General features: G+C 60.9%; 18 protein-coding genes. 12 read left to right on the top strand and 6 right to left on the bottom strand.

The window, feature by feature from the left end; translation table 11 throughout:
• Nucleotides 1-7 precede the first annotated feature (7 nt).
• The 4 genes from AAF659_RS07475 to pilG all read right to left on the bottom strand — a co-directional run bounded on the left by AAF659_RS07475 (nt 8) and on the right by pilG (nt 3,573).
• Entirely contained in the window at nt 8-2,128 is a 2,121-nt protein-coding gene (locus tag AAF659_RS07475) for a methyl-accepting chemotaxis protein (RefSeq protein WP_349751100.1), read from the bottom strand.
• 68 nt (nt 2,129-2,196) lie between these two features.
• Nucleotides 2,197-2,757 carry a chemotaxis protein CheW gene (locus AAF659_RS07470; RefSeq protein ID WP_349751099.1) on the bottom strand — a complete coding sequence of 187 codons (561 nt, stop codon included), beginning with the start codon at nt 2,755-2,757 and terminating at the stop codon, nt 2,197-2,199.
• Between the two features lie 13 nt (nt 2,758-2,770).
• The gene (pilH, locus tag AAF659_RS07465; RefSeq protein WP_349751098.1) at nt 2,771-3,133 is read right to left on the bottom strand and encodes a twitching motility response regulator PilH; all 363 of its coding nucleotides are present in this window, start codon (nt 3,131-3,133) and stop codon (nt 2,771-2,773) included.
• A 47-nt stretch (nt 3,134-3,180) separates the two neighbouring features.
• Nucleotides 3,181-3,573 (bottom strand): twitching motility response regulator PilG, encoded by a 393-nt coding sequence (pilG, locus tag AAF659_RS07460; RefSeq protein ID WP_349751308.1) that lies wholly within the window; start codon nt 3,571-3,573, stop codon nt 3,181-3,183.
• 338 nt (nt 3,574-3,911) lie between these two features.
• Between pilG and gshB the strand changes: the two genes are divergently transcribed.
• From gshB to AAF659_RS07420, 8 genes are read left to right on the top strand one after another with little or no spacing between them, the layout of a single operon-like run.
• The gene (gene gshB / locus AAF659_RS07455; protein WP_349751097.1) at nt 3,912-4,874 is read left to right on the top strand and encodes a glutathione synthase; all 963 of its coding nucleotides are present in this window, start codon (nt 3,912-3,914) and stop codon (nt 4,872-4,874) included.
• A 7-nt stretch (nt 4,875-4,881) separates the two neighbouring features.
• On the top strand, nt 4,882-5,751 hold the full coding sequence (locus tag AAF659_RS07450; protein WP_349751096.1) for a TonB family protein: 870 nt from the start codon (nt 4,882-4,884) through the stop codon (nt 5,749-5,751).
• Nucleotides 5,752-5,792: 41 nt separating this feature from the next.
• Nucleotides 5,793-6,350 (top strand): YqgE/AlgH family protein, encoded by a 558-nt coding sequence (locus tag AAF659_RS07445; protein ID WP_349751095.1) that lies wholly within the window; start codon nt 5,793-5,795, stop codon nt 6,348-6,350.
• Nucleotides 6,343-6,768 carry a Holliday junction resolvase RuvX gene (gene ruvX / locus AAF659_RS07440; RefSeq protein WP_349751094.1) on the top strand — a complete coding sequence of 142 codons (426 nt, stop codon included), beginning with the start codon at nt 6,343-6,345 and terminating at the stop codon, nt 6,766-6,768. Before AAF659_RS07445 ends, ruvX begins: the two co-directional genes overlap by 8 nt.
• A 15-nt stretch (nt 6,769-6,783) precedes the next feature.
• Nucleotides 6,784-7,287, top strand: a complete 504-nt coding sequence (gene pyrR / locus AAF659_RS07435) for a bifunctional pyr operon transcriptional regulator/uracil phosphoribosyltransferase PyrR (protein ID WP_349751093.1) — start codon at nt 6,784-6,786, stop codon at nt 7,285-7,287.
• Nucleotides 7,280-8,287: an aspartate carbamoyltransferase catalytic subunit gene (locus AAF659_RS07430; RefSeq protein WP_349751092.1), complete on the top strand. Its 1,008-nt coding sequence runs from the start codon at nt 7,280-7,282 to the stop codon at nt 8,285-8,287. Before pyrR ends, AAF659_RS07430 begins: the two co-directional genes overlap by 8 nt.
• The gene (locus tag AAF659_RS07425) at nt 8,284-9,573 is read left to right on the top strand and encodes a dihydroorotase (RefSeq protein WP_349751091.1); all 1,290 of its coding nucleotides are present in this window, start codon (nt 8,284-8,286) and stop codon (nt 9,571-9,573) included. The genes AAF659_RS07430 and AAF659_RS07425 overlap by 4 nt, the downstream gene beginning before the upstream one ends.
• Nucleotides 9,570-9,740, top strand: a complete 171-nt coding sequence (locus AAF659_RS07420; RefSeq protein WP_349751090.1) for a hypothetical protein — start codon at nt 9,570-9,572, stop codon at nt 9,738-9,740. The genes AAF659_RS07425 and AAF659_RS07420 overlap by 4 nt, the downstream gene beginning before the upstream one ends.
• A gap of 16 nt (nt 9,741-9,756) precedes the next feature.
• Here the strand turns inward: AAF659_RS07420 and AAF659_RS07415 are convergent, their stop codons facing one another.
• The gene (locus AAF659_RS07415) at nt 9,757-10,029 is read right to left on the bottom strand and encodes an HU family DNA-binding protein (protein ID WP_349751089.1); all 273 of its coding nucleotides are present in this window, start codon (nt 10,027-10,029) and stop codon (nt 9,757-9,759) included.
• 250 nt (nt 10,030-10,279) lie between these two features.
• On the opposite strand from AAF659_RS07415, the gene AAF659_RS07410 reads away from it, so the two are divergent.
• The 3 genes from AAF659_RS07410 to AAF659_RS07400 are packed head-to-tail and all read left to right on the top strand — an operon-like array spanning nt 10,280 to nt 14,470.
• On the top strand, nt 10,280-11,338 hold the full coding sequence (locus tag AAF659_RS07410) for a hypothetical protein (protein WP_349751088.1): 1,059 nt from the start codon (nt 10,280-10,282) through the stop codon (nt 11,336-11,338).
• A 19-nt stretch (nt 11,339-11,357) separates the two neighbouring features.
• Complete coding sequence (locus AAF659_RS07405; protein ID WP_349751087.1) at nt 11,358-12,380, top strand: putative solute-binding protein; 1,023 nt, start codon at nt 11,358-11,360, stop codon at nt 12,378-12,380.
• Between the two features lie 26 nt (nt 12,381-12,406).
• Nucleotides 12,407-14,470: a TRAP transporter large permease subunit gene (locus tag AAF659_RS07400; RefSeq protein ID WP_349751086.1), complete on the top strand. Its 2,064-nt coding sequence runs from the start codon at nt 12,407-12,409 to the stop codon at nt 14,468-14,470.
• An 85-nt stretch (nt 14,471-14,555) separates the two neighbouring features.
• On the opposite strand, the gene AAF659_RS07395 is transcribed toward AAF659_RS07400, so the two are convergent.
• Nucleotides 14,556-16,094: a phosphoenolpyruvate carboxykinase gene (locus tag AAF659_RS07395; protein ID WP_349751085.1), complete on the bottom strand. Its 1,539-nt coding sequence runs from the start codon at nt 16,092-16,094 to the stop codon at nt 14,556-14,558.
• A 583-nt stretch (nt 16,095-16,677) separates the two neighbouring features.
• Between AAF659_RS07395 and AAF659_RS07390 the strand changes: the two genes are divergently transcribed.
• The gene (locus tag AAF659_RS07390) at nt 16,678-17,889 is read left to right on the top strand and encodes an MFS transporter (RefSeq protein ID WP_349751084.1); all 1,212 of its coding nucleotides are present in this window, start codon (nt 16,678-16,680) and stop codon (nt 17,887-17,889) included.
• Nucleotides 17,890-18,124: the final 235 nt, after the last annotated feature.

Genomic DNA, 18,124 nt, shown 5'->3' with positions numbered 1-18,124 from the left:
ATTCTGATTAGCGAACCGTCGGCACATCCTGATCACTGTCATCCCCGTCATCCATGGGCGCATTGTCCTCAGGAGCCTGCTCTATTTCCTCAGGCTGCGCCTGCTCGGTTGTCTCCGGGAGCTTGAAGCCGGCTACGGACTCACGCAGTTCGGCGGCCATCGCTGCCAGATTGCCGATGGACTCGGCGGTCTGGTTGGTGCCTGAGGAGGTCTGCGATGTGATCTCCTGGATGACATTCATGGTGTTCGAAATGTGCGCCGCCGAGGAGGATTGCTGGCGTGCGGCATTGGAGATGTTCTGGATCAGCTCCGCCAGGTTGGTGGATACGTTCTCGATCTCTTCCAGGGCAACACCCGCATCCTGGGCCAGACGAGCACCACGGACCACCTCGCTGGTGGTGTGCTCCATGGAAATGACGGCCTCGTTGGTGTCTGACTGGATCGTCTTGACCAGAGCCTCGATCTGCTTGGTTGCCGCGGAGGAGCGCTCGGCGAGGCGCTGAACCTCGTCCGCGACCACCGCGAAACCGCGGCCCGCATCCCCGGCCATGGAGGCCTGGATAGCGGCGTTGAGCGACAGGATGTTGGTCTGGTCGGCGATGTCGTTGATCAGCGATACGATATCGCCGATCTCCTGGGAGGATTCGCCCAGGCGCTTGATCCGTTTCGAGGTTTCCTGGATCTGCTCGCGGATATCGTCCATGCCCTTGATGGTGTTCTGTACCACCTCGGCGCCTTTCTTGGCGATGGATACGGAGCGTTCCGCCACCTGGGAGGACTCGGAAGCATTGGACGACACCTGGTCGATGGATACGGCCATTTCGTTCACGGCTGCCGAAGCACCGGCAATCTCCTGGGCCTGATGCTCCGAGGCCTCGGCCAGCTGCTTCGCTGTGGCCTGGGTCTGCTCGGCGGAGGAGGCCACGTTCACGGCCGTGTCGCGGATCGACTGCACCAGTGTGCGCATCTGGTCGATGGCGTAGTTGATGGAGTCGGCGATGGCGCCGGTGAAGTCCTCGGTGACTGTGGCCTCGGTGGTCAGGTCACCGTCGGCCAGGTCGGCGAGTTCGTCCAGCAGCCGCAGGATGGCGTTCTGGTTCTGCTCGTTCTGTTCCTGGGTTTCGCGCAGCCGGCGCTGGGATGCCTGGTAAAGGGCAACACCGATAGCGATGATATTGGCGAGTACAGCGAGCAGGATCACATAGGCCCAGATCGGTGTAACGATGTGGCTGCGGTTCTGGATCAGCGATACCAGCTCCGAAGTCTCGTTCAACAGCTCAGGGCTCTGGGTGAAGATGGTGTTGGCGGACTCCCGTGCCTGGAACAGGTCAGGTGAAAAGTTGAGGATGCGGTCGACGTTTTCGTCCACCACGCTGAAGAGCTCGTTTTCGACGTATTCCAGAATGAACTGCGCGTCCGGGTCTTGCAGTGGGCTTACGTCCATGGATTCGTCGCCGCGCAGCTGGGCGTTGAGCACCCGGCCGAAGCGCTGTGCGTCCTGGCCGAACTGGTTGGCGGCGACAACCGCGTCTTCGTCACCACTGAGGATGTTGTTCACGCTCCGGGCAATGCGCTCAGCCAGCAGCGACTGACGCTGGGCCAGCGAAATCTGCTGGGGCGCGGCCTCGGTGTTGATGAGGATGTCCACCACGTCCTCGTATTCCACCTGCAGATCCGGAATAATGCTGTTGAGTTCACCGGCCACCTGATGCAGTTCAATTACGCTACCGCGGGTGGCCAGGATCTCGTCCGCATTGGAGCGCACATCGGTCCAAAGTGGCTGCACGCTGGTTTCACTGGTGAGCTCGAGCGGCGGCAGGCCGGTTTCCGGGTTGCCCTTGCGGAGGTAGCCCCATAGTTCGTTGAATCGGTCCCGCGAGCTCTGGAGCTGGTCGAAGGCCGCCTCTGTGCCGCCGGCCGCCTCGGTGGCGTTCTTGGCAATTTCCTGGGACAGCACCCGCAGATCGCCAGCGTAGTCGATATACTGGGCGTCATGGCTGCTGTTGCGGTTGATCAGGAACAGCACCACCACCAAGGCGATGGTCAGCATCCCGAGCAGACCGATCAGCCCCACAATGGGCCGGTTGGCGCTCTGCGCTGAGATGAATTTTCCGGCACGGTTCTGCATTTTCGGCTCCTGGCCTGTCACTCTGATGTTGTTTTTGATCGATGAATCCGGTGGTTACAGCACACGCACTACCAGTGCGCGACATCCAGAAACTGTTCGTTCTCCGCCAGCGCCTGAGTGGAAAAAACGTTCCATACCTCATCGCTGCGCAGGTAAGCCCCCCGCAGAAACGGTTTTACCGTGGCGGTGGATTCTTCCGGTTCCGACATATGGCTGTCGACGCTGAAATACTGCATACCCAGGACATCGTCCACGATCAGGCCGCTGAACAGGCTGCCCTGCTCGATCACCAGCACGCGGCGCTCGCGCAGATTGCCGGCGGGCCTGGGAAGGCCGAAGAACAGGGCGAGATCAATGATCGGCAGCAGGCGGCCACGGACATTGGCGACCCCGAGCATAAACGTACGCACGCCAGGGACCGGAGTGAATCGGGGGACATCCAGAATCTCGACTACCTCACCCATGGGTGCCACATACCGCTGGCCCGCCAGAGAAAAGCCGATACCGCTGAACAGTTCGACCGCTTCTTCCTGCTTGGGCAGCCCGGCAGCCATTTCGTGGCTGCGCTGGGCAATATCCGTCAGGACGCTGAACGGGTCGGAGCCAGGAGAGGTGGCCTGCGCGGACATCCGGCGCTCCCGTTCAGGTCAGCAGGTCATCGATGGTCTTGAGGAGCTCGTCCTCAGGCACTGGCTTCACCAGGTACCCGCGGGCCCCCTGGCGTGTGCCCCAGACACGGTCGGTTTCCTGGTCTTTGGTAGTCACGATGACTACCGGAATGTGCTGGGTTTCCGAACTGCGGGTCAGCTGTCGTGTTGCCTGGAAGCCATTCAGCCCCGGCATGACCACGTCCATCAGGACCAGATCCGGCTGTTCCGAACGAGCGATGGCAACACCGTCGGAGCCGTTGTCAGCACTCAGTGCTTCGTGGCCGTTCTTGGTCAGCAGTCCGGAGATCTTTTTCACCTCCGTGGGTGAGTCGTCAACGATCAGGATACGAGCCATGGGTTCCTCTGTGCTGGGTCGTCAAATAATGGGGCATGCCTATACGGTCATTCCTGGCGCGTGGGCATGTGATCACGGATGGTGCCAAGCAGTTCATCCTTGCTGAAAGGCTTCGTCAGGTACTGATCCGAACCCACGATGCGGCCCTTGGCCTTGTCGAATAGGCCATCCTTACTCGACAGCATGATCACGGGCGTCTGCTTGAAAGCATCGTTGTTCTTGATCAGGGCGCAGGTCTGGTAGCCGTCGAGCCGTGGCATCATTATATCAACAAAGATGATGTCTGGCTGGGAATCCGCGATTTTGGCGAGGGCATCAAAACCATCGGTGGCCGTGATGACTTCGCAGCCCACTTTCTTGAGAAGCGTTTCAGCGGTGCGACGAATCGTCTTGCTGTCGTCGATCACCATGACTTTGAGGTTTTCGAAGTTATCGTCCATTGTCCAAAAGCCCTGCGCTAGAGAAAGAGATCGTTGTTGTTGTCGGCGGCCCAGCAGGCGTTCCATGCCCTGAGTTCGGCCTCAATGCGTGCGAGGCGCCGTTTTAACACAGATCTCCCGCGTGTTCTATACGACCCCATTGTTATAGCGCACCGAGGCTCGGGCCTCCACCGGTGCCGTGTCACTGATTGTGATCTGTCTCACTATAGCGGCGGTAGGCAAGAGCCTGTAAAGCCAGCTTGCACAACTACTGCCCTTTTTCCAGCATAGCAGGTATTCTCTGGCACGCATTTCCGGCACATTGCCGGTTCTTTAATATGGCTCCGGGAGGCCCTCTGATGAATGTGACCCTGGGTGTGGTCATGGATCCGATTGAACGGATCAGCTTCAAAAAGGACACCACGCTGGCGCTGCTGCTGGCAGCCAGGCGTCGAGGCTGGTACCTGCGCTATATGGAGACGGACGATCTCTACGTGCGCGATGGTGAGGCCCGAGCCCGGACACGCGCCCTGGAGGTGTTCGATGACCCTCAGCAGTGGCATGAATTCGGCGAAAGCCGGGATCAGAACCTGGGGGAGCTTGACGTCATCCTGATGCGCCAGGATCCACCGGTGGACGACGCCTTCATTATGGCCACCTGGATCCTGGAGATGGCGCAAGGCCAGGGCGCGCTGGTGCTCAATCCGCCACACGCCCTGCGCGACTGCAACGAAAAGCTGTTCGCCACGCGCTTTCCCCAGTGCATCCCGCCGTTGTTGGTCAGCCGGGATCCGCAGAAGCTGCGGGAGTTCCACAGCGAACACGGTGACGTCATCATGAAACCCATGGACGGTATGGGAGGCAAGTCCATCTTCCGGGTGCGCCCGCAGGATGAGAACCTGAGTGTTATTCTTGAGACCCTCACCGAGGACGGCACGCGTTCTGCCATGGCTCAGCGCTACCTGCCTGAGATCCGCGACGGCGACAAGCGCATTCTTATGATCGATGGTGAACCGCTGCCGTATTCACTGGCGCGCATTCCCGGAGCGGGTGAGAGCCGGGGCAACCTGGCTGCCGGCGGTCAGGGGGTCGGGCGTGAACTGACCGACCGCGATCGCTGGATCTGCGAGCAGGTGGGTCCGGCACTAAAGGCGCGGGGGCTGTTGTTTGTAGGTATTGATGTGATTGGCGATTATCTCACCGAGGTCAACGTCACCAGCCCCACCTGCGTGCGCGAGCTCGACCGGGCCTTTGGTGACGACATCGGCGGGCGCCTCATGGCGGCCATTGCCGTCCGCCTGGACAACCGGTCCGGGCGCTGAGGCTGCCGTGGCGGAAGTAACGCATGCCGATCGCCTGGGGCTGACCCTCTTTGCAGCCCTGGTTTTCCATGGGGTCTTGATTCTGGGGGTGGGTTTTGCCCCCGAGGATCCCTCAACCACCGACCCCAGTATGGATGTGACAGTAGCTACCCGTCCGAGTGCGGAGGCACCGGAGGACGCAGACTTTCTGGCTGAAGCCGCTCAGCAGGGCAGTGGTGACGCCGAATCGGTTCAGGAGATGACCACTACTGAGCCAGCGCCGCTATCTGATTCTGAAACCCGCCAGGCTACACCCCCTCAGCCCAAACCCCGGCCAGAGAGTGGTGGTGCCTCCAGCCGTGTCACGACGGAAGCCGAGTCCCGCCGACGGGTGCCGGAGCAAAGCAGGGAAGACCCTGAGGCGCCGGAACGGGACACCCCCCATGAAACGCTCATGGAGCGCAGCCGGGATATTGCCAGCCTGGAGGCCCGTCTCAGCCAGCAACAGAACGAGTACGCCCAGCGTCCCAGGATTAACCGGGTAACCTCCGTTTCCACCATGGAGGACGCCGGTGCTGCCTATGTCCGCAAATGGCAGCAGTCGATCGAACGGACCGGTAATCTCAATTATCCCAAGGAAGCGCGTCAGCGGGGGCTGCACGGTCAGGTCCGGATGCTGGTCGCCATTAACAACGACGGCAGCCTGCGCGAGATGAAGATCCTGCAGTCCTCCGGCTATGCCGTTCTGGATGATGCGGCGCGGCGCATTGTCCGGCAGGCGAGCCCCTTCCAGGCCTTCAGTGGGCGCATGGCGGAGGAGCAGGACGTGCTTGAGATCATCCGCACCTGGTCATTCCAGCCGCGTGGTCTCAGCGGTAGCGCCCCGGATAGGGGGTAATCCCTCTTGTACGCAAGCCGCAGTCAAGGAATACTGCGGTCATGAGTACGCAGCCGCAATTCCTGACCAACCAGTTCCTTATCGCGACCCCTTATCTGGCGGACCCACGCTTTGAGGGGTCACTGACCTACATCTATGAACACAGCGATGAAGGCGCCATGGGTCTGACCATCAACCACCCGATGGATCTCGAGCTTGGCGACCTGCTCTCGCAGCTGTCGATGGATGGCGACGCCCCCCAGGCTCCCGTCTATCAGGGTGGGCCGGTGCAACCCGAGCGCGGTTTTGTGCTGCATCGGCCCGTGGGCCATTGGCAAAGTTCCATCGCGCTTACGGATAGCCTGGCCGTGTCCACATCGCGCGACATTCTCAGTGCCATTGCGGCAGGCGAGGGGCCTGACGACTTTCTGATGCTCCTGGGTTACGCCGGCTGGGGGCCGGGGCAGCTGGAGGAGGAGCTAGCCGGGGACGCCTGGCTCACCTGCCCGGTGGATGAGTCCATTGTCTTCGAGCGCGAATCGGAGCAGCGCCTTAATGCAGCCCTGGAGAAACTGGGCGTCAGCCCCGGCCATCTCACGGGAGGCGTGGGACATGCCTGAGAGCCGTAGCCTGATGGCTTTCGACTTTGGCGAGAAGTGGATCGGCGTGGCGGTAGGGCAGCAAATGCTGGGGTATGGCGCCGGCAAGGCGCGGCTGAAGGCCCGGGACGGGGTTCCGGACTGGAACCAGGTGGGCGAGCTGGTCGAGACCTGGCAGCCGGATCTGTTCCTGGTGGGCCTGCCACTGGACATGGATGGTACCGAAACCTGGCTGTGTCACCTGGCACGCAAGTTCGCACGACGGCTTGAAGGACGCTATCATCGCTCCGCAACCATGGTGGATGAACGCCTGACCACCCATGAGGCCAAGCAGGAATCGCTGGCACAGGGCCGGGTTCCGGACCACGCGGACGAGGGCGTGGACCGGCGCGCGGCGGAGTTGATCCTCGAAACCTGGTGCGCCTCGGCCAGTGACTGACAGATAGGAGCCTCCGTGCAGGACATTGAACAGCTTCTGAACCGCATGACCGACGACCTGCGCGCCCACATCAGTGCGCAGGGTCTTAGTAGTCTGTGCCCGGTGGGGATCCGCACCGGTGGTGTCTGGGTTGCTCAGGCGCTGCGTCGCCGCCTCGGCATTGAGACCGAATGCGGCGAGCTGGACATCACGTTCTACCGGGATGACTTCAGCCGCATCGGGCTCCATCCCCGAATCAGTCCGTCGCGGCTGCCATACGAGACTGAGGGGCAGAACCTGCTGCTGGTGGATGATGTGATCATGAGCGGGCGCACCATCCGTGCCGCCATGAATGAACTCTTCGACTATGGCCGGCCGGAATCGATCACCCTGGCCACGCTGGTGGATCTTGGCCGGCGTGAACTGCCTATCCAGCCGGATGTGACCGGCATCCATCGGAGCCTGGGCGCGTGCCAGCGCATCAAACTTCAGGGCCCGGAGCCGCTGGAACTCACGGTGGAGGAAGTGCCTGATGCCTGACAACAGCCGCCGACTGCAGCTGACCGCCGACGGAGAGCTGCGCCACTTCCTCGCCATTGAGGGACTGGACAAACCTCTGCTTACCCGCATACTGGATACTGCCGACTCGTTCATCGAAGTGGGCGAGCGCACCATCAAGAAGGTGCCACTGCTGCGTGGGCGAACCCTGGTCAATCTGTTCTTCGAGCCCAGCACCCGCACGCGCAGCACCTTTGAGCTGGCGGCCAAGCGGCTTTCGGCAGACGTGCTCAACCTTGATATTGGCACCTCCGCGACCTCCAAGGGCGAATCTCTCTCGGATACTCTGCTCAACCTGCGCGCCATGGCCAGTGATATGTTCGTAATCCGCCATTCGCAGAGCGGGGCGCCGCATTTCATCGCCCAGTCCGTGACGCCCGATGTCGCCATCATCAACGCCGGCGACGGACGCCATGAACATCCTACTCAGGCCATGCTCGACGTTCTGACCATCCGCCAGCATATGACAACCTTCAGCGGTCTTCGTGTGGCGATTGTGGGTGATATCCAGCATTCGCGGGTGGCCCGATCCCAGATCCGGGCGCTCAACGCCCTGGGTGTGGACGAGGTCCGGCTGATTGCACCGGATACCCTTTTGCCCCATGACCCCGAGGCTCTGGGCGCGCGGGTTTTCCACCGCATGGAAGAAGGCCTGCGCAACGTTGATGTGATCATCATGCTGCGGCTCCAGCGCGAACGCATGGAAGGGGCGCTGCTGCCGAGTGAGAGTGAGTTCTATCGCATGTACGGCCTCAACCGCGAGAAGCTGGCTTATGCCAATCCCGGTGCGCTGGTCATGCACCCAGGCCCCATTAACCGGGGGGTGGAGATTGAATCCGCCGTGGCGGACGGCCCACAGTCGGTGATCCTGGGGCAGGTGACCAATGGCATTGCAGTGCGTATGGCTGTTATGTCCATGGCGATGGGCGGCCAGCTCAATGAACGCCAGTCTGCAACCGGAGAGGGAGTGGCTTCACCGTGAAGTGGCGCGTCGATAACATTCACCCTGTCACCAATGGTGAGCCGGCGGCGGAATGCACCTCGGTGCTCGTAGCCGATGGTCGTATTGCTGCGCTGGGCAGCGATCTTTCCGGTTACCGGGTGGAGCGTGTGGTAGACGGCTGCGGCCAGTGGTTGTTGCCGGGGCTGATTGATCTTAACTGCCACCTGCCTGAACCGGGCAGTGACCGTGGTGGCAGCATCGAAAGTGAAACCCGCGCCGCGTCGCGCGGTGGCTTCACAACCGTCTGTACCACCCCGAATACCAGCCCGGTCAACGACTCCGGCGCCGTGACTCACCTGATTCTGGACATGGCCGCACGCAACGGCCACACCCGGGTTCTGCCAGTAGGCGCAGTGACGCGGGGGCTGCAGGGTGAGCGCCTTAGTGACATGGTGGCGCTGACCCGGGGCGGCTGTGTCGCCCTTGGCAACGGCGGCCATGCCACCACCAGCTCGCGGGTGCTGCGCCGGTGCATGGCGTATGCTCACACTTTCGGTCTCCGGCTTTTCCTGCAGCCCGAGAATGCCTCTCTGGCCTCCGATGGCTGTGCCCACGATGGGCTGGTCGCCGCCGGCCTGGGCTTGCCGGGAATTCCGCAAGTAGCTGAGACAACGGCCGTGAGTGAACTCCTGATGCTGGCCGAGGAAACCGGCGCGAACCTGCATCTTGGACCGCTGAGCTGTGCCCGCTCGGTGGCACTGGTCCAGGCCGCCAAGGAGGCCGGGCACAACGTGACCGCTGAAGTGGGCATCAGCCATCTGGTGGCTACTGAGCAGGCCATTGAGGGCTACAACGGGACCTTCCACTGCCGTCCGCCGCTGCGCACGGAAGCCGATCGACGGGCGTTGCTCGAGGGCGTGGAAAGCGGCGTGATTGATGCCATCGTCAGCCAGCACCGCCCCTCGGATGAAGCCGCCAAGCTTGCGCCTTTCCCGGAGACCCAGCCCGGGCTTTCCACCGTGGAATCAACCCTGTCGCTGGGGCTGGAACGGGTGGCCGCCGGGGAACTTTCGCGCGAGGGGCTGCTGCAGGCATTGATCACGGGGCCCGCGCGGGTGCTGGACCTGGAGGCACCGGTGATCGCCGAGGGCGCGCCGGCGGATCTGACGCTTATAGCACCGGAGCAGCGCTGGATGCCCGCAGCTGGGTCCCTGTTTTCCGCCGGGGCCCACCTGCCGGTGAGAGATCGGGAATTGCCCGGCATTGTTACGCTGACCGCGGTGGACGGTCGTATCCGGCATGAGCATGGGGGAAACGGGTCATGAGCTGGATTGCAACACTGCTGCTTGCCGTCATCGCCTGGCTGTTGTGGCGGATTGCCCGCAACACCGGCGATGCTCTGGATCGCCAGGCGGCCATGCAGACGGAACTGACTTCTATCGAGCGACGGCTGGCACGGCTTGAGGCAGGTAAGGATGACAATCCCGGGTAAGGCCGGTGCCCGGATCTTACTCGATGGCCTCGCGCAGAGGTTTGCCCGCTTTAAAGCCCACTGATTTGCTCGCCGGAATCTGGATGGAGGCACCCGTCTGTGGATTCCGACCGGTGCGCGCGCTGCGTTCACGCACGGTGAAACTGCCAAAGCCCGGCAGGGTAACGCCCTCGTCCTTTGCGAGAGCCGCGGTGATCTGATCCGTGACGGCGTTCAGCACTTCTTGAGCCTTGCCTTTGGATAGCCCTGCTTCCTCGGCGATGGCCGATGCCAGTTCCGGTTTACGCATGGTTTGGTTCTCCTCTTGATCGTTGCGGTCAATACCGTCCAGGTATAGCCCACCTTCGTCTGCTGTCAAACCCTTTTTGGAAGCCTTTCCCAGCGTGGGAACAGTCTCATACCAGGCTTTGTGGTATTGGTCTCACAAATTGATCCAAGGGTTACGCATAATGCCGCCTTGGATATGACGGGCTATGACGGTGCTGCGGGTATTCGCTGCACACGCGCAACAACAATCAAAAAAAAGTTGAGGACCAACCATGACCGCAATCCTCTCTGGTGTGGCCAGGCCCCGATTCTGGGCGCGAACCATCGTGCTGCTTGTGCTCGCGGCCATGCTGGGCGGTTGTTCGATGATCCGCCATCACATGTACGCCACGAGTGGCAACGTGATGCAGGGGCTGTCAAAGGAACATACCACGCCCTATGTGCTGCAACAGGCTGACGTCGGCATGTCCTGCGCCATGAGTGAGGCGACGACCCCATTGATGATGTCTTTTGGACGGGTGACAGATGACCCCAACCAGCTTGGCATCATGATGCACCTCTCCGCTGCCGGTTGCTCCGAAACCCGGGCGCGTGAGCAGGACCTGCAGTACGAGCGCCTGATGCGTGATCGCGACCCGGATGCTGCACAGGACGCTCGTTATGCCGCCAGTCGTCATTACCGGGAAGCGGCTCTGCGCTTCCATGAAGCCTGGAAACGCATGAATGAGCATTACGGCCATGTGGGTAACGGCAAGTGCCCCGCAGAACGCCTTGAAACGGAGACGGACCAGTTCATGTTCCTGGCCGGTTTGATTTCCGGCCTGCAGGCCATGAATACCCAGGTGCGCGCGGGCGAACAGCTGGGTATTCCCAACAACATCGGCTCGCGGGTTGCCCGAGCAACGGAGTGTCTGGATGACGATCGCTGGTGGGGCGCTCCGGGTGCTATGCAGGCCGCTGTCTGGGCCATGCTGCCCTCCGCCGCGCCGGATGATGCCGAACCGTTCAAACAGCTGGAAAAAGCCAGCCGCAAGGGCGAAGAAGCCGGCGTGCGGCTTGCCCACGTCTTCCACGCGGTCGCCGCTGAGAATGCGGGTGACCGCGCCATGATGCGGGACGTGATCCGTCGCCATGCGTCGGCCATTGAAGCCAAGCCCGCCGCTGAGGACTGGGTGATGATTGACGAGACGGCGACGCGCCATATTCAGGCCCTTTCAGATCGGCTCTGGACGCGAGCCCAGGGCCATCGTACGCCCACTGGCCAGCTGGGCGAGTTCTGGGATGATCCGGACCCGGAATCCGAAACCATTGACCTGAATGAACTGATGTAACGGGCGTGGAGGAATAGAGATGACAACCCTGAAACGCACACTCATGATCGCGCTGGCTGCCGTAACGCTGGGTACCCCCCTGAGCGCCAGCGCCCAGCAAGACGATGTCATCAAGCGCAGCTTCTGCGTTTTCGATCCCGTGGGCGCCAACGGCCCGCTGTTCGAGTTGATGCAGTCGGCCCGCCCCATGGCGCTGGAACACGGTGTGGAGCTGGATATGCGCGCCTACACCAGCGAGAAGATAGCCGCCGAGGAATTCCGCAACGGCCAGTGCGACTTTGTCCTTCTGACCGGAACCATGGCCCGCGACTTCAACCGCTTTACCGGCTCGCTGGAGGCCATGGGTGCGATTCCGGGCGAGGAGGAGATGCGCATGCTGATGCAGATCCTCAGCCAGGATAATGCCCGCAAGTACCTGCGGACCGACAAGTACGAGGTGGTGGGCGTGCTGCCGGCGGGCGCGGTTTACCTTTTCCTGGATGACCGCGCCATCAATACCGTGGAAGAGCTCCAGGGCAAACGCATCGCCACGCTGGACCACGACAAAGCCTCTATCACCATGGTGCGGCATGTGGGTGCCTCCGTGGTTGGCTCCAGCACCTCCAATTTTTCAGGGCGCTTCAATAACGGCAGTGTGGATGCCGCCTATGCTCCGGCGGTGGCGTATGAGCCGCTGGAGCTCTATAAGGGGCTGGGTGAGAATGGCGCCATTCTTGACTACACCCTGGCGCAGATGAACTTCCAGGTCATTGTGCGGCGCGACGCCTTCCCTGAGGAGTACGTGAGCCAGGTGCGTGACTATGCCTTCAGCCGCGTGGACGAGGCTTATGGGATTATCGAGGACGCTGAGTCCAAGGTTAAGGAAAAGTACTGGATGCAGCCCACGGAACAGCAGCGCCATGAATACGATGCCATGCTCCGTGAGGTGCGTGATCAGTTGCGTGACGAAGGCGAGTTTGACGCGACGGCGCTCAAGCTGATGCGTGGCATCCGCTGTCGGGTGGAGCCTTCACGTGCGGAATGCGCCCGCTCTGAGGGCTGAAGCCACCAACTGACCGGGTCTGCTGTATGGGTCTGCCACGCCGTACCGGCATCGAATGGTTCTCGTCGCTGCCGGCTTGCCTGATTCTTCTTCTGTTTGTGTTCCTGGCCACGACCACGGACTTCCACAATAAGGCACTCCAACTCGGAGAGCATTTCTGGTCCGGCTATTACCAGCTGCGCGAGGACCCGCAGAAGCCGGATTGCAATCCCATGGTGGACGTTGAGTCCAAAGTCGACCGAGTGGCGGAACGCAAACTGGACGACGAGATCGCGGGCCTGCTGGGTGAATCCGAGGTCGACCGCGGGGCCATTCGCCGTTCCGTGATCGCCGCTCAGCGCGCTTGCGAGGCCAGCCATCTCCAGTACCAGGCCACAAAGGAACGGATCACTACGCCGGTAAGGCTGTACCGCAGCATGGAGCAGGGCTTGGCGGAGCTGACGGCGGTCGGCCTCAACTGGCAACGCCCGCTGTTGATCCTGCTGGTCGCCATCTGTGCGGCGACGGCGACGCTGGGGCGCCACCAGATCGCTATCCGGGGCATCGAAACTCGCACGGACTACCGGATCTCCTACAGCGCCCAGACCATTGCCAATGTGATGTTGATGGCCTCTAGCTGGATCTACCGCAACCATGTGCACCAGTCCATGGACGTAGTGCCACCGGCCCGGGATATGCTGAACCTGCTCTGGGTGTTCTGCTTCGCGGTGCTGACGGTAGCCAGTATCTACCGGCTGCTGCGGGAGCCGTTGGGCCTGCGCAGCGGCGGCCGCCTCCTGCCGGCACTGGCAACAATCCCGCTGTATGCGGTGATGTGCTTCATCTCTGGCGCCTACTTCCTGAGCTTTGGTTACATGCAGGGCATCGGCGTCTATCTGGGTGCGCTTATGGAGCACTCGGAGATCTTCGTGAACGTGGCGCTTTACGTCTGGGCGGGTATGATGCTCAAACAGACCCGAGTGGCGACCCTGGTGTTTGACGTCTTCCGGCCCCTGGGCATGCCACCGGAACTACTGGCCACTGTGGCCGTGGTGGTGGCGGCCATTCCCACCGCTTATACCGGTGCCTCGGGTATTTTCGTGATTGCCGCCGGGGCCGTCATCTACCACGAGCTGCGCGCCGCCGGTGCCCGCCGTCAGCTGGCCCTGGCCGCTACTGCGATGTCCGGATCCATGGGCGTGGTGCTGCGACCTTGCCTGCTGGTGGTGGTTATTGCCATGCTTAATCGTGAGGTCACGACGGATGAGCTCTTCAGTTGGGGCGCCATTGTCTTTATGCTCTCGGCGGTGCTGTTCTTAGTGGTGACCATGCTGGTTAACCGCCAAAGCCGGGTGAAGCTGGCACCGCCGGGGCAGGCCATCCCGGAGATGCTCCAGGCCCTGCGGCCGCTGATTCCGTACGCGCTGGTCGTGGCCGGTGTCGTCCTGGTCTACAGTTGGGGGCTGGGCGTGACTCTGGATGAATTCTCCGCACCACGTATCCTGCCGGTGATGTTGCTAAGTGTGCTGGTTTTTGAGGCTATCCGCTTCCGGGGTCGGGAGCTGCTGCAGACCGCTGGTGGCCAGGCCAACAGTGGCTTCGAGGCCAGCCTGCGCCACGCTACCAGTGATACCACTGCTGAAATCGGTGCGCTGTTGTTGCTGTTCGGGCTCTCCATCAGTCTGGGCGGTGTGATCGAGCGCGCCGAGCTTATGGCATTGTTCCCGGACAGCGTGGCGAGCCCCTGGCTGGCTATGGGCCTGATGGTGCTGTTGTTGGTGGGTCTGGGGATGATCATGGACGCCTTTGGTGCAGTCATCCTGGTGAGTGCCACCGTGGCCACCTTCGCCTACCAGAGCGGCATTGACCCGGTGCACTTCTGGATGGTGACGCTGGTGGCGTTCGAGCTGGGCTACCTGACGCCGCCCGTTTCCCTGAACCACCTCCTTACGCGGCAGGTTGTGGGGGATCAGGAAGTGCGCCTGGCGCAGACGGAGGCCAGTGGCGGCAGCTTTTATCAACGCCATGAGCGGATTCTGATGCCCATGCTAGTGATGGGAGCGGCGCTCGTGCTGGTTGCTTTTGTGCCGCTTCTTTTGTACGCCCTTTAACCAAGCCCCAACGCAAAAAAGCCCCGGCGTGATCACACCACCGGGGCCTTTCAGGGTAAGCGCCCCGACGGGCGCTTGAGCCGGTTCAGCGGTTCAGCTTCGGGCCGGCATTGATGATTGAATCCGGTACATCGAATTTGCTGAAGTTTTCCACGAATTGGGCGATCAGCTCCTGAGCCTTGGCGTCGTACTCGGCCGGATCGTCCCAGGTTTGGCGCGGGTTCAGAAGCTTGGTCTCAACGCCGGGCACTGAAGTCGGTACGTCCAGATTAAGGTTCTCCAGATGCTGGGTTTCGGTATCGTCCAGCTCGCCATCCTGGATGGCGTTGATGATGGCCCTCGTGGTGGGGATTGAGAAGCGCTTACCCACGCCATAGGGTCCGCCGGTCCAGCCGGTATTCACCAGGAAGACCTTGCTGTCGAACGCATCCACGCGTTTCATCAGAAGCTCAGCATAGACGCCGGCTGGTCGCGGGAAGAAGGGGGCACCAAAGCAGGTGGAGAAAGTGGACTTCAATCCCTCGTCGGAGCCCATCTCTGTGGAGCCCACCAGCGCGGTGTAGCCGCTGAGAAAGTGGTAGGCGGCGGACTCGCGTGAAAGAATGGACACGGGCGGCAATACGCCGGTCATGTCACAGGTCAGGAAGATGATGTGCTTGGGCTCGCCAGCACGGTTCTCGACCACCCGTTTCTCGACGTGCTCCAGCGGGTAAGCGCAGCGTCCGTTCTCAGTGAGGGAGGTGTCGGTGTAGTCCGGTTCCCGGGTCTGCTCATCCACGACCACATTCTCGACAAGGGCGCCGAACTTGATCGCATCCCAGATAATGGGCTCGTTCTTGCGCGACAGATCGATGGTTTTGGCGTAGCAGCCGCCCTCCAGGTTGAAGACGGTGTTCTCACCCCAGCCGTGCTCGTCGTCACCGATCAGGTAACGGCTTTGATCGGCGGAAAGAGTGGTCTTACCAGTACCGGAAAGGCCGAAGAACAGGCACACATCACCGTCATCGCCCACGTTGGCGGAGCAGTGCATGGGCAGTACATCATGGTCCGGTAACAGGAAGTTCTGTACTGAGAACATGGCCTTTTTCATCTCACCGGCGTAATGCATGCCCGCGATCAGCACGCGTTTACGCGCAAAGTTGATGATGACGCTGGCGTTGCTGTTGGTGCCGTCCCGCTCGGGCACGCATTCAAAGTCAGCCGCGTTCAGGATCTCCCATTCCGGGTTGTCGATGGGATTGTACTGATCCGGGCGGATGAACAGATTCAGACCGAACAGGTTCTGCCAGGCCAGCTCAGTCGTCATCTTCACCGGCAGGTAGACGTTCGGGTCGGCGCCTACGTGTACATGGGATGTGAAGTGTTCACGCTCACCCAGATAGGCCTGGACGCGCTCCCACAGTGCATCGAACCTGTCAGGGTCGAAGGGGTGATTGATCTTGCCCCAGTCGATCTGGTTAACGGTGCTGGGCTCCTCCACGATGAAGCGGTCAACGGGGGAGCGCCCAGTGCGCTCGCCGGTTGTTACCACCAGTGAGCCATTGGAGGCGAGTTTGCCCTCATTCCTTTCCAGTGACAGCTCGATCAGCTGGGCCGGGCACGGATCCGTGTAAGTTTTACTCACGATGACCTCACTTTCAGATGTTTCAAAATCGGTTACGGCGCGCGGCTGCCAGGATGAAGGGCAGCGCGGCGGCCCCGGGGTGCGGATGGTTGTTCGGGGCGCACCCCTCTAAGCGGTAGCACCCCGCCAGGCTCGCGGCGTGACGGGGTGCGGGAAAGCATTGCTGTTATCTACAGGCGCGGAGTATGCCAGAACCTTTCGGTAATTACGACCATCGGGCGGGGTGTGGGGTGGTGCATGAGATGGTGTTGGGGTCTTGTGTGTCGTTGGCTGGAAGATTACTTTTAGGGCGGAAATCAACCTCAAGAGAGGCGTATGAGCGGAGACTGTCGCGCTGAATGAAAAACTTACGGCGTACTGCGTAAGCGCGGCATTCCCGGACACGGTTTTTGACCACTTTCCCTGCGTTCAAGATAGTTTCCGACAACGATCGACGCTGGATGCCGTGCCTCGTCATCTCGCTCGCCTGCTCCATGGCTTCACACCAGGAACTCGGCAGCTCTATTCCAGTACCTGATTCAATCCAATTATCTTTTCTATAGTTGTAGCTATGGCGTCAGAAAGCCAGTTCATTGGCGGTCGAATGGTCACGATCTCATTTGTGGTGATGATGGGGGCGTTTGGCCTGAATCTTTCGGCGGGACAATTCTTTGCTGAGCTGCACGCCGTTCACGGCTGGTCGCTAGCAACGCTCAGTACTGCTGTCTCCGTGAACATGGTTGTATGGGGTGTGTTACAGCCGTTCCTTGGGCGAGTTATTGACCGGATTGGGCCTCGCCCCGTCATTACCACATCCGCTGCATTGATGGGGCTTGCGTTCCTGATGTCCGCGACCATTGAGTACCAGTGGGAGTTCTTCCTGTATTATGGGGTTGTTACCGCAATCGGGTTTGCCGGCTGTGGCTCTATGGCAAACGCAGTGCTGGTATCCCGCTGGTATGTGAAAGGAAGGGGCAGGATGCTTGCCCGCAGCTCAATGGGGATTAATGTCGGTCAGTTGCTGCTCCTTCCTCTTGCAGGTTGGTTGATCTATCTTGGAGGGGTTCAAACGGCGTTTGCTGTACTCGGTGCAGGGATGCTGTTCCTTGTGGCGCCCATGGTGTTCCTGGGAGTTCGAAATAACCCGCGCGAGGTTGGGCAGCTCCCTGATGGCGATACCATCCCAGCAGGTTTTGGAACGGAATCGAAAAGTGCCACCTTTTCAGAGGCGATCCGATCATTTGATTTCTATTGTGCAATGATCGGGTACGTGAGCTGCGGCTATTCACTGTACATGGTCGCGATGCACCTGCCCGGCTTCGCCGTTGATCTGGGGGGCACCAAAGCATTGGGGGGCAACCTGCTGGGAATAGCCGCCTGTGCAAGTGCTCTGAGCATGTGGGCTCTTGGGCAGGTGGCCCCTCGGATCGGTAAGAAGCCTATTTTGGTTGGGCTTTACCTGGTCCGTGCGCTCTCGCTGAGCTGCTTGGCTGTCTTGGGGCAGATCTGGCAGCTCTACGTCTTCGCAGTGGTCTATGGCGTGTCCTCGTTCCCTATCATACCGCTTAAAACGGGGCTGATCAGTGACAGGTTTGGGGCAGGCGGTCTTGGCGCCATTCTTGGCTGCACCTTGTTCGCGCATCAGATCTTCGCCGCTACGGGTGTCTACATAGGTGGGGCTGTCAGGGAGGCGACAGGTACCTACCAACCTGCCTTTCTATCGGCTGCGGTTCTGCTGGCGATTGGGGCGCTTACTACTGCCGCTTTCAGGGGAATCGAAGAACATGAGCCTGCTCCTGTATCTCAACAGGACTAGCCCGAGTTGCCTATGAGTGCTAATTGGTGTCGGACGGTCAGGGGAATGGTTTAAATGGCATTACGCATTGCTGAGAAATCAGATCTTCTAACGGCTCTTGGTTGGATCAATGGGGAACATGAATGCCGTATGTGGGCGTGGCCCAATATACGGTATCCCGCGACGCCAGAGACCGCATAGTTGGAAAGACGGGAACGCGTACGCTCTGGTTGATGCCGTGTCCAGAGTTGTTGGT

The organism is Salicola sp. Rm-C-2C1-2 (assembly GCF_040196175.1).
In the GTDB taxonomy this organism is placed as follows: domain Bacteria; phylum Pseudomonadota; class Gammaproteobacteria; order Pseudomonadales; family Oleiphilaceae; genus Halospina.
Note: the sequence above shows the minus strand (reverse complement) of the source record. Positions and strands in the feature narration are given on the sequence as shown.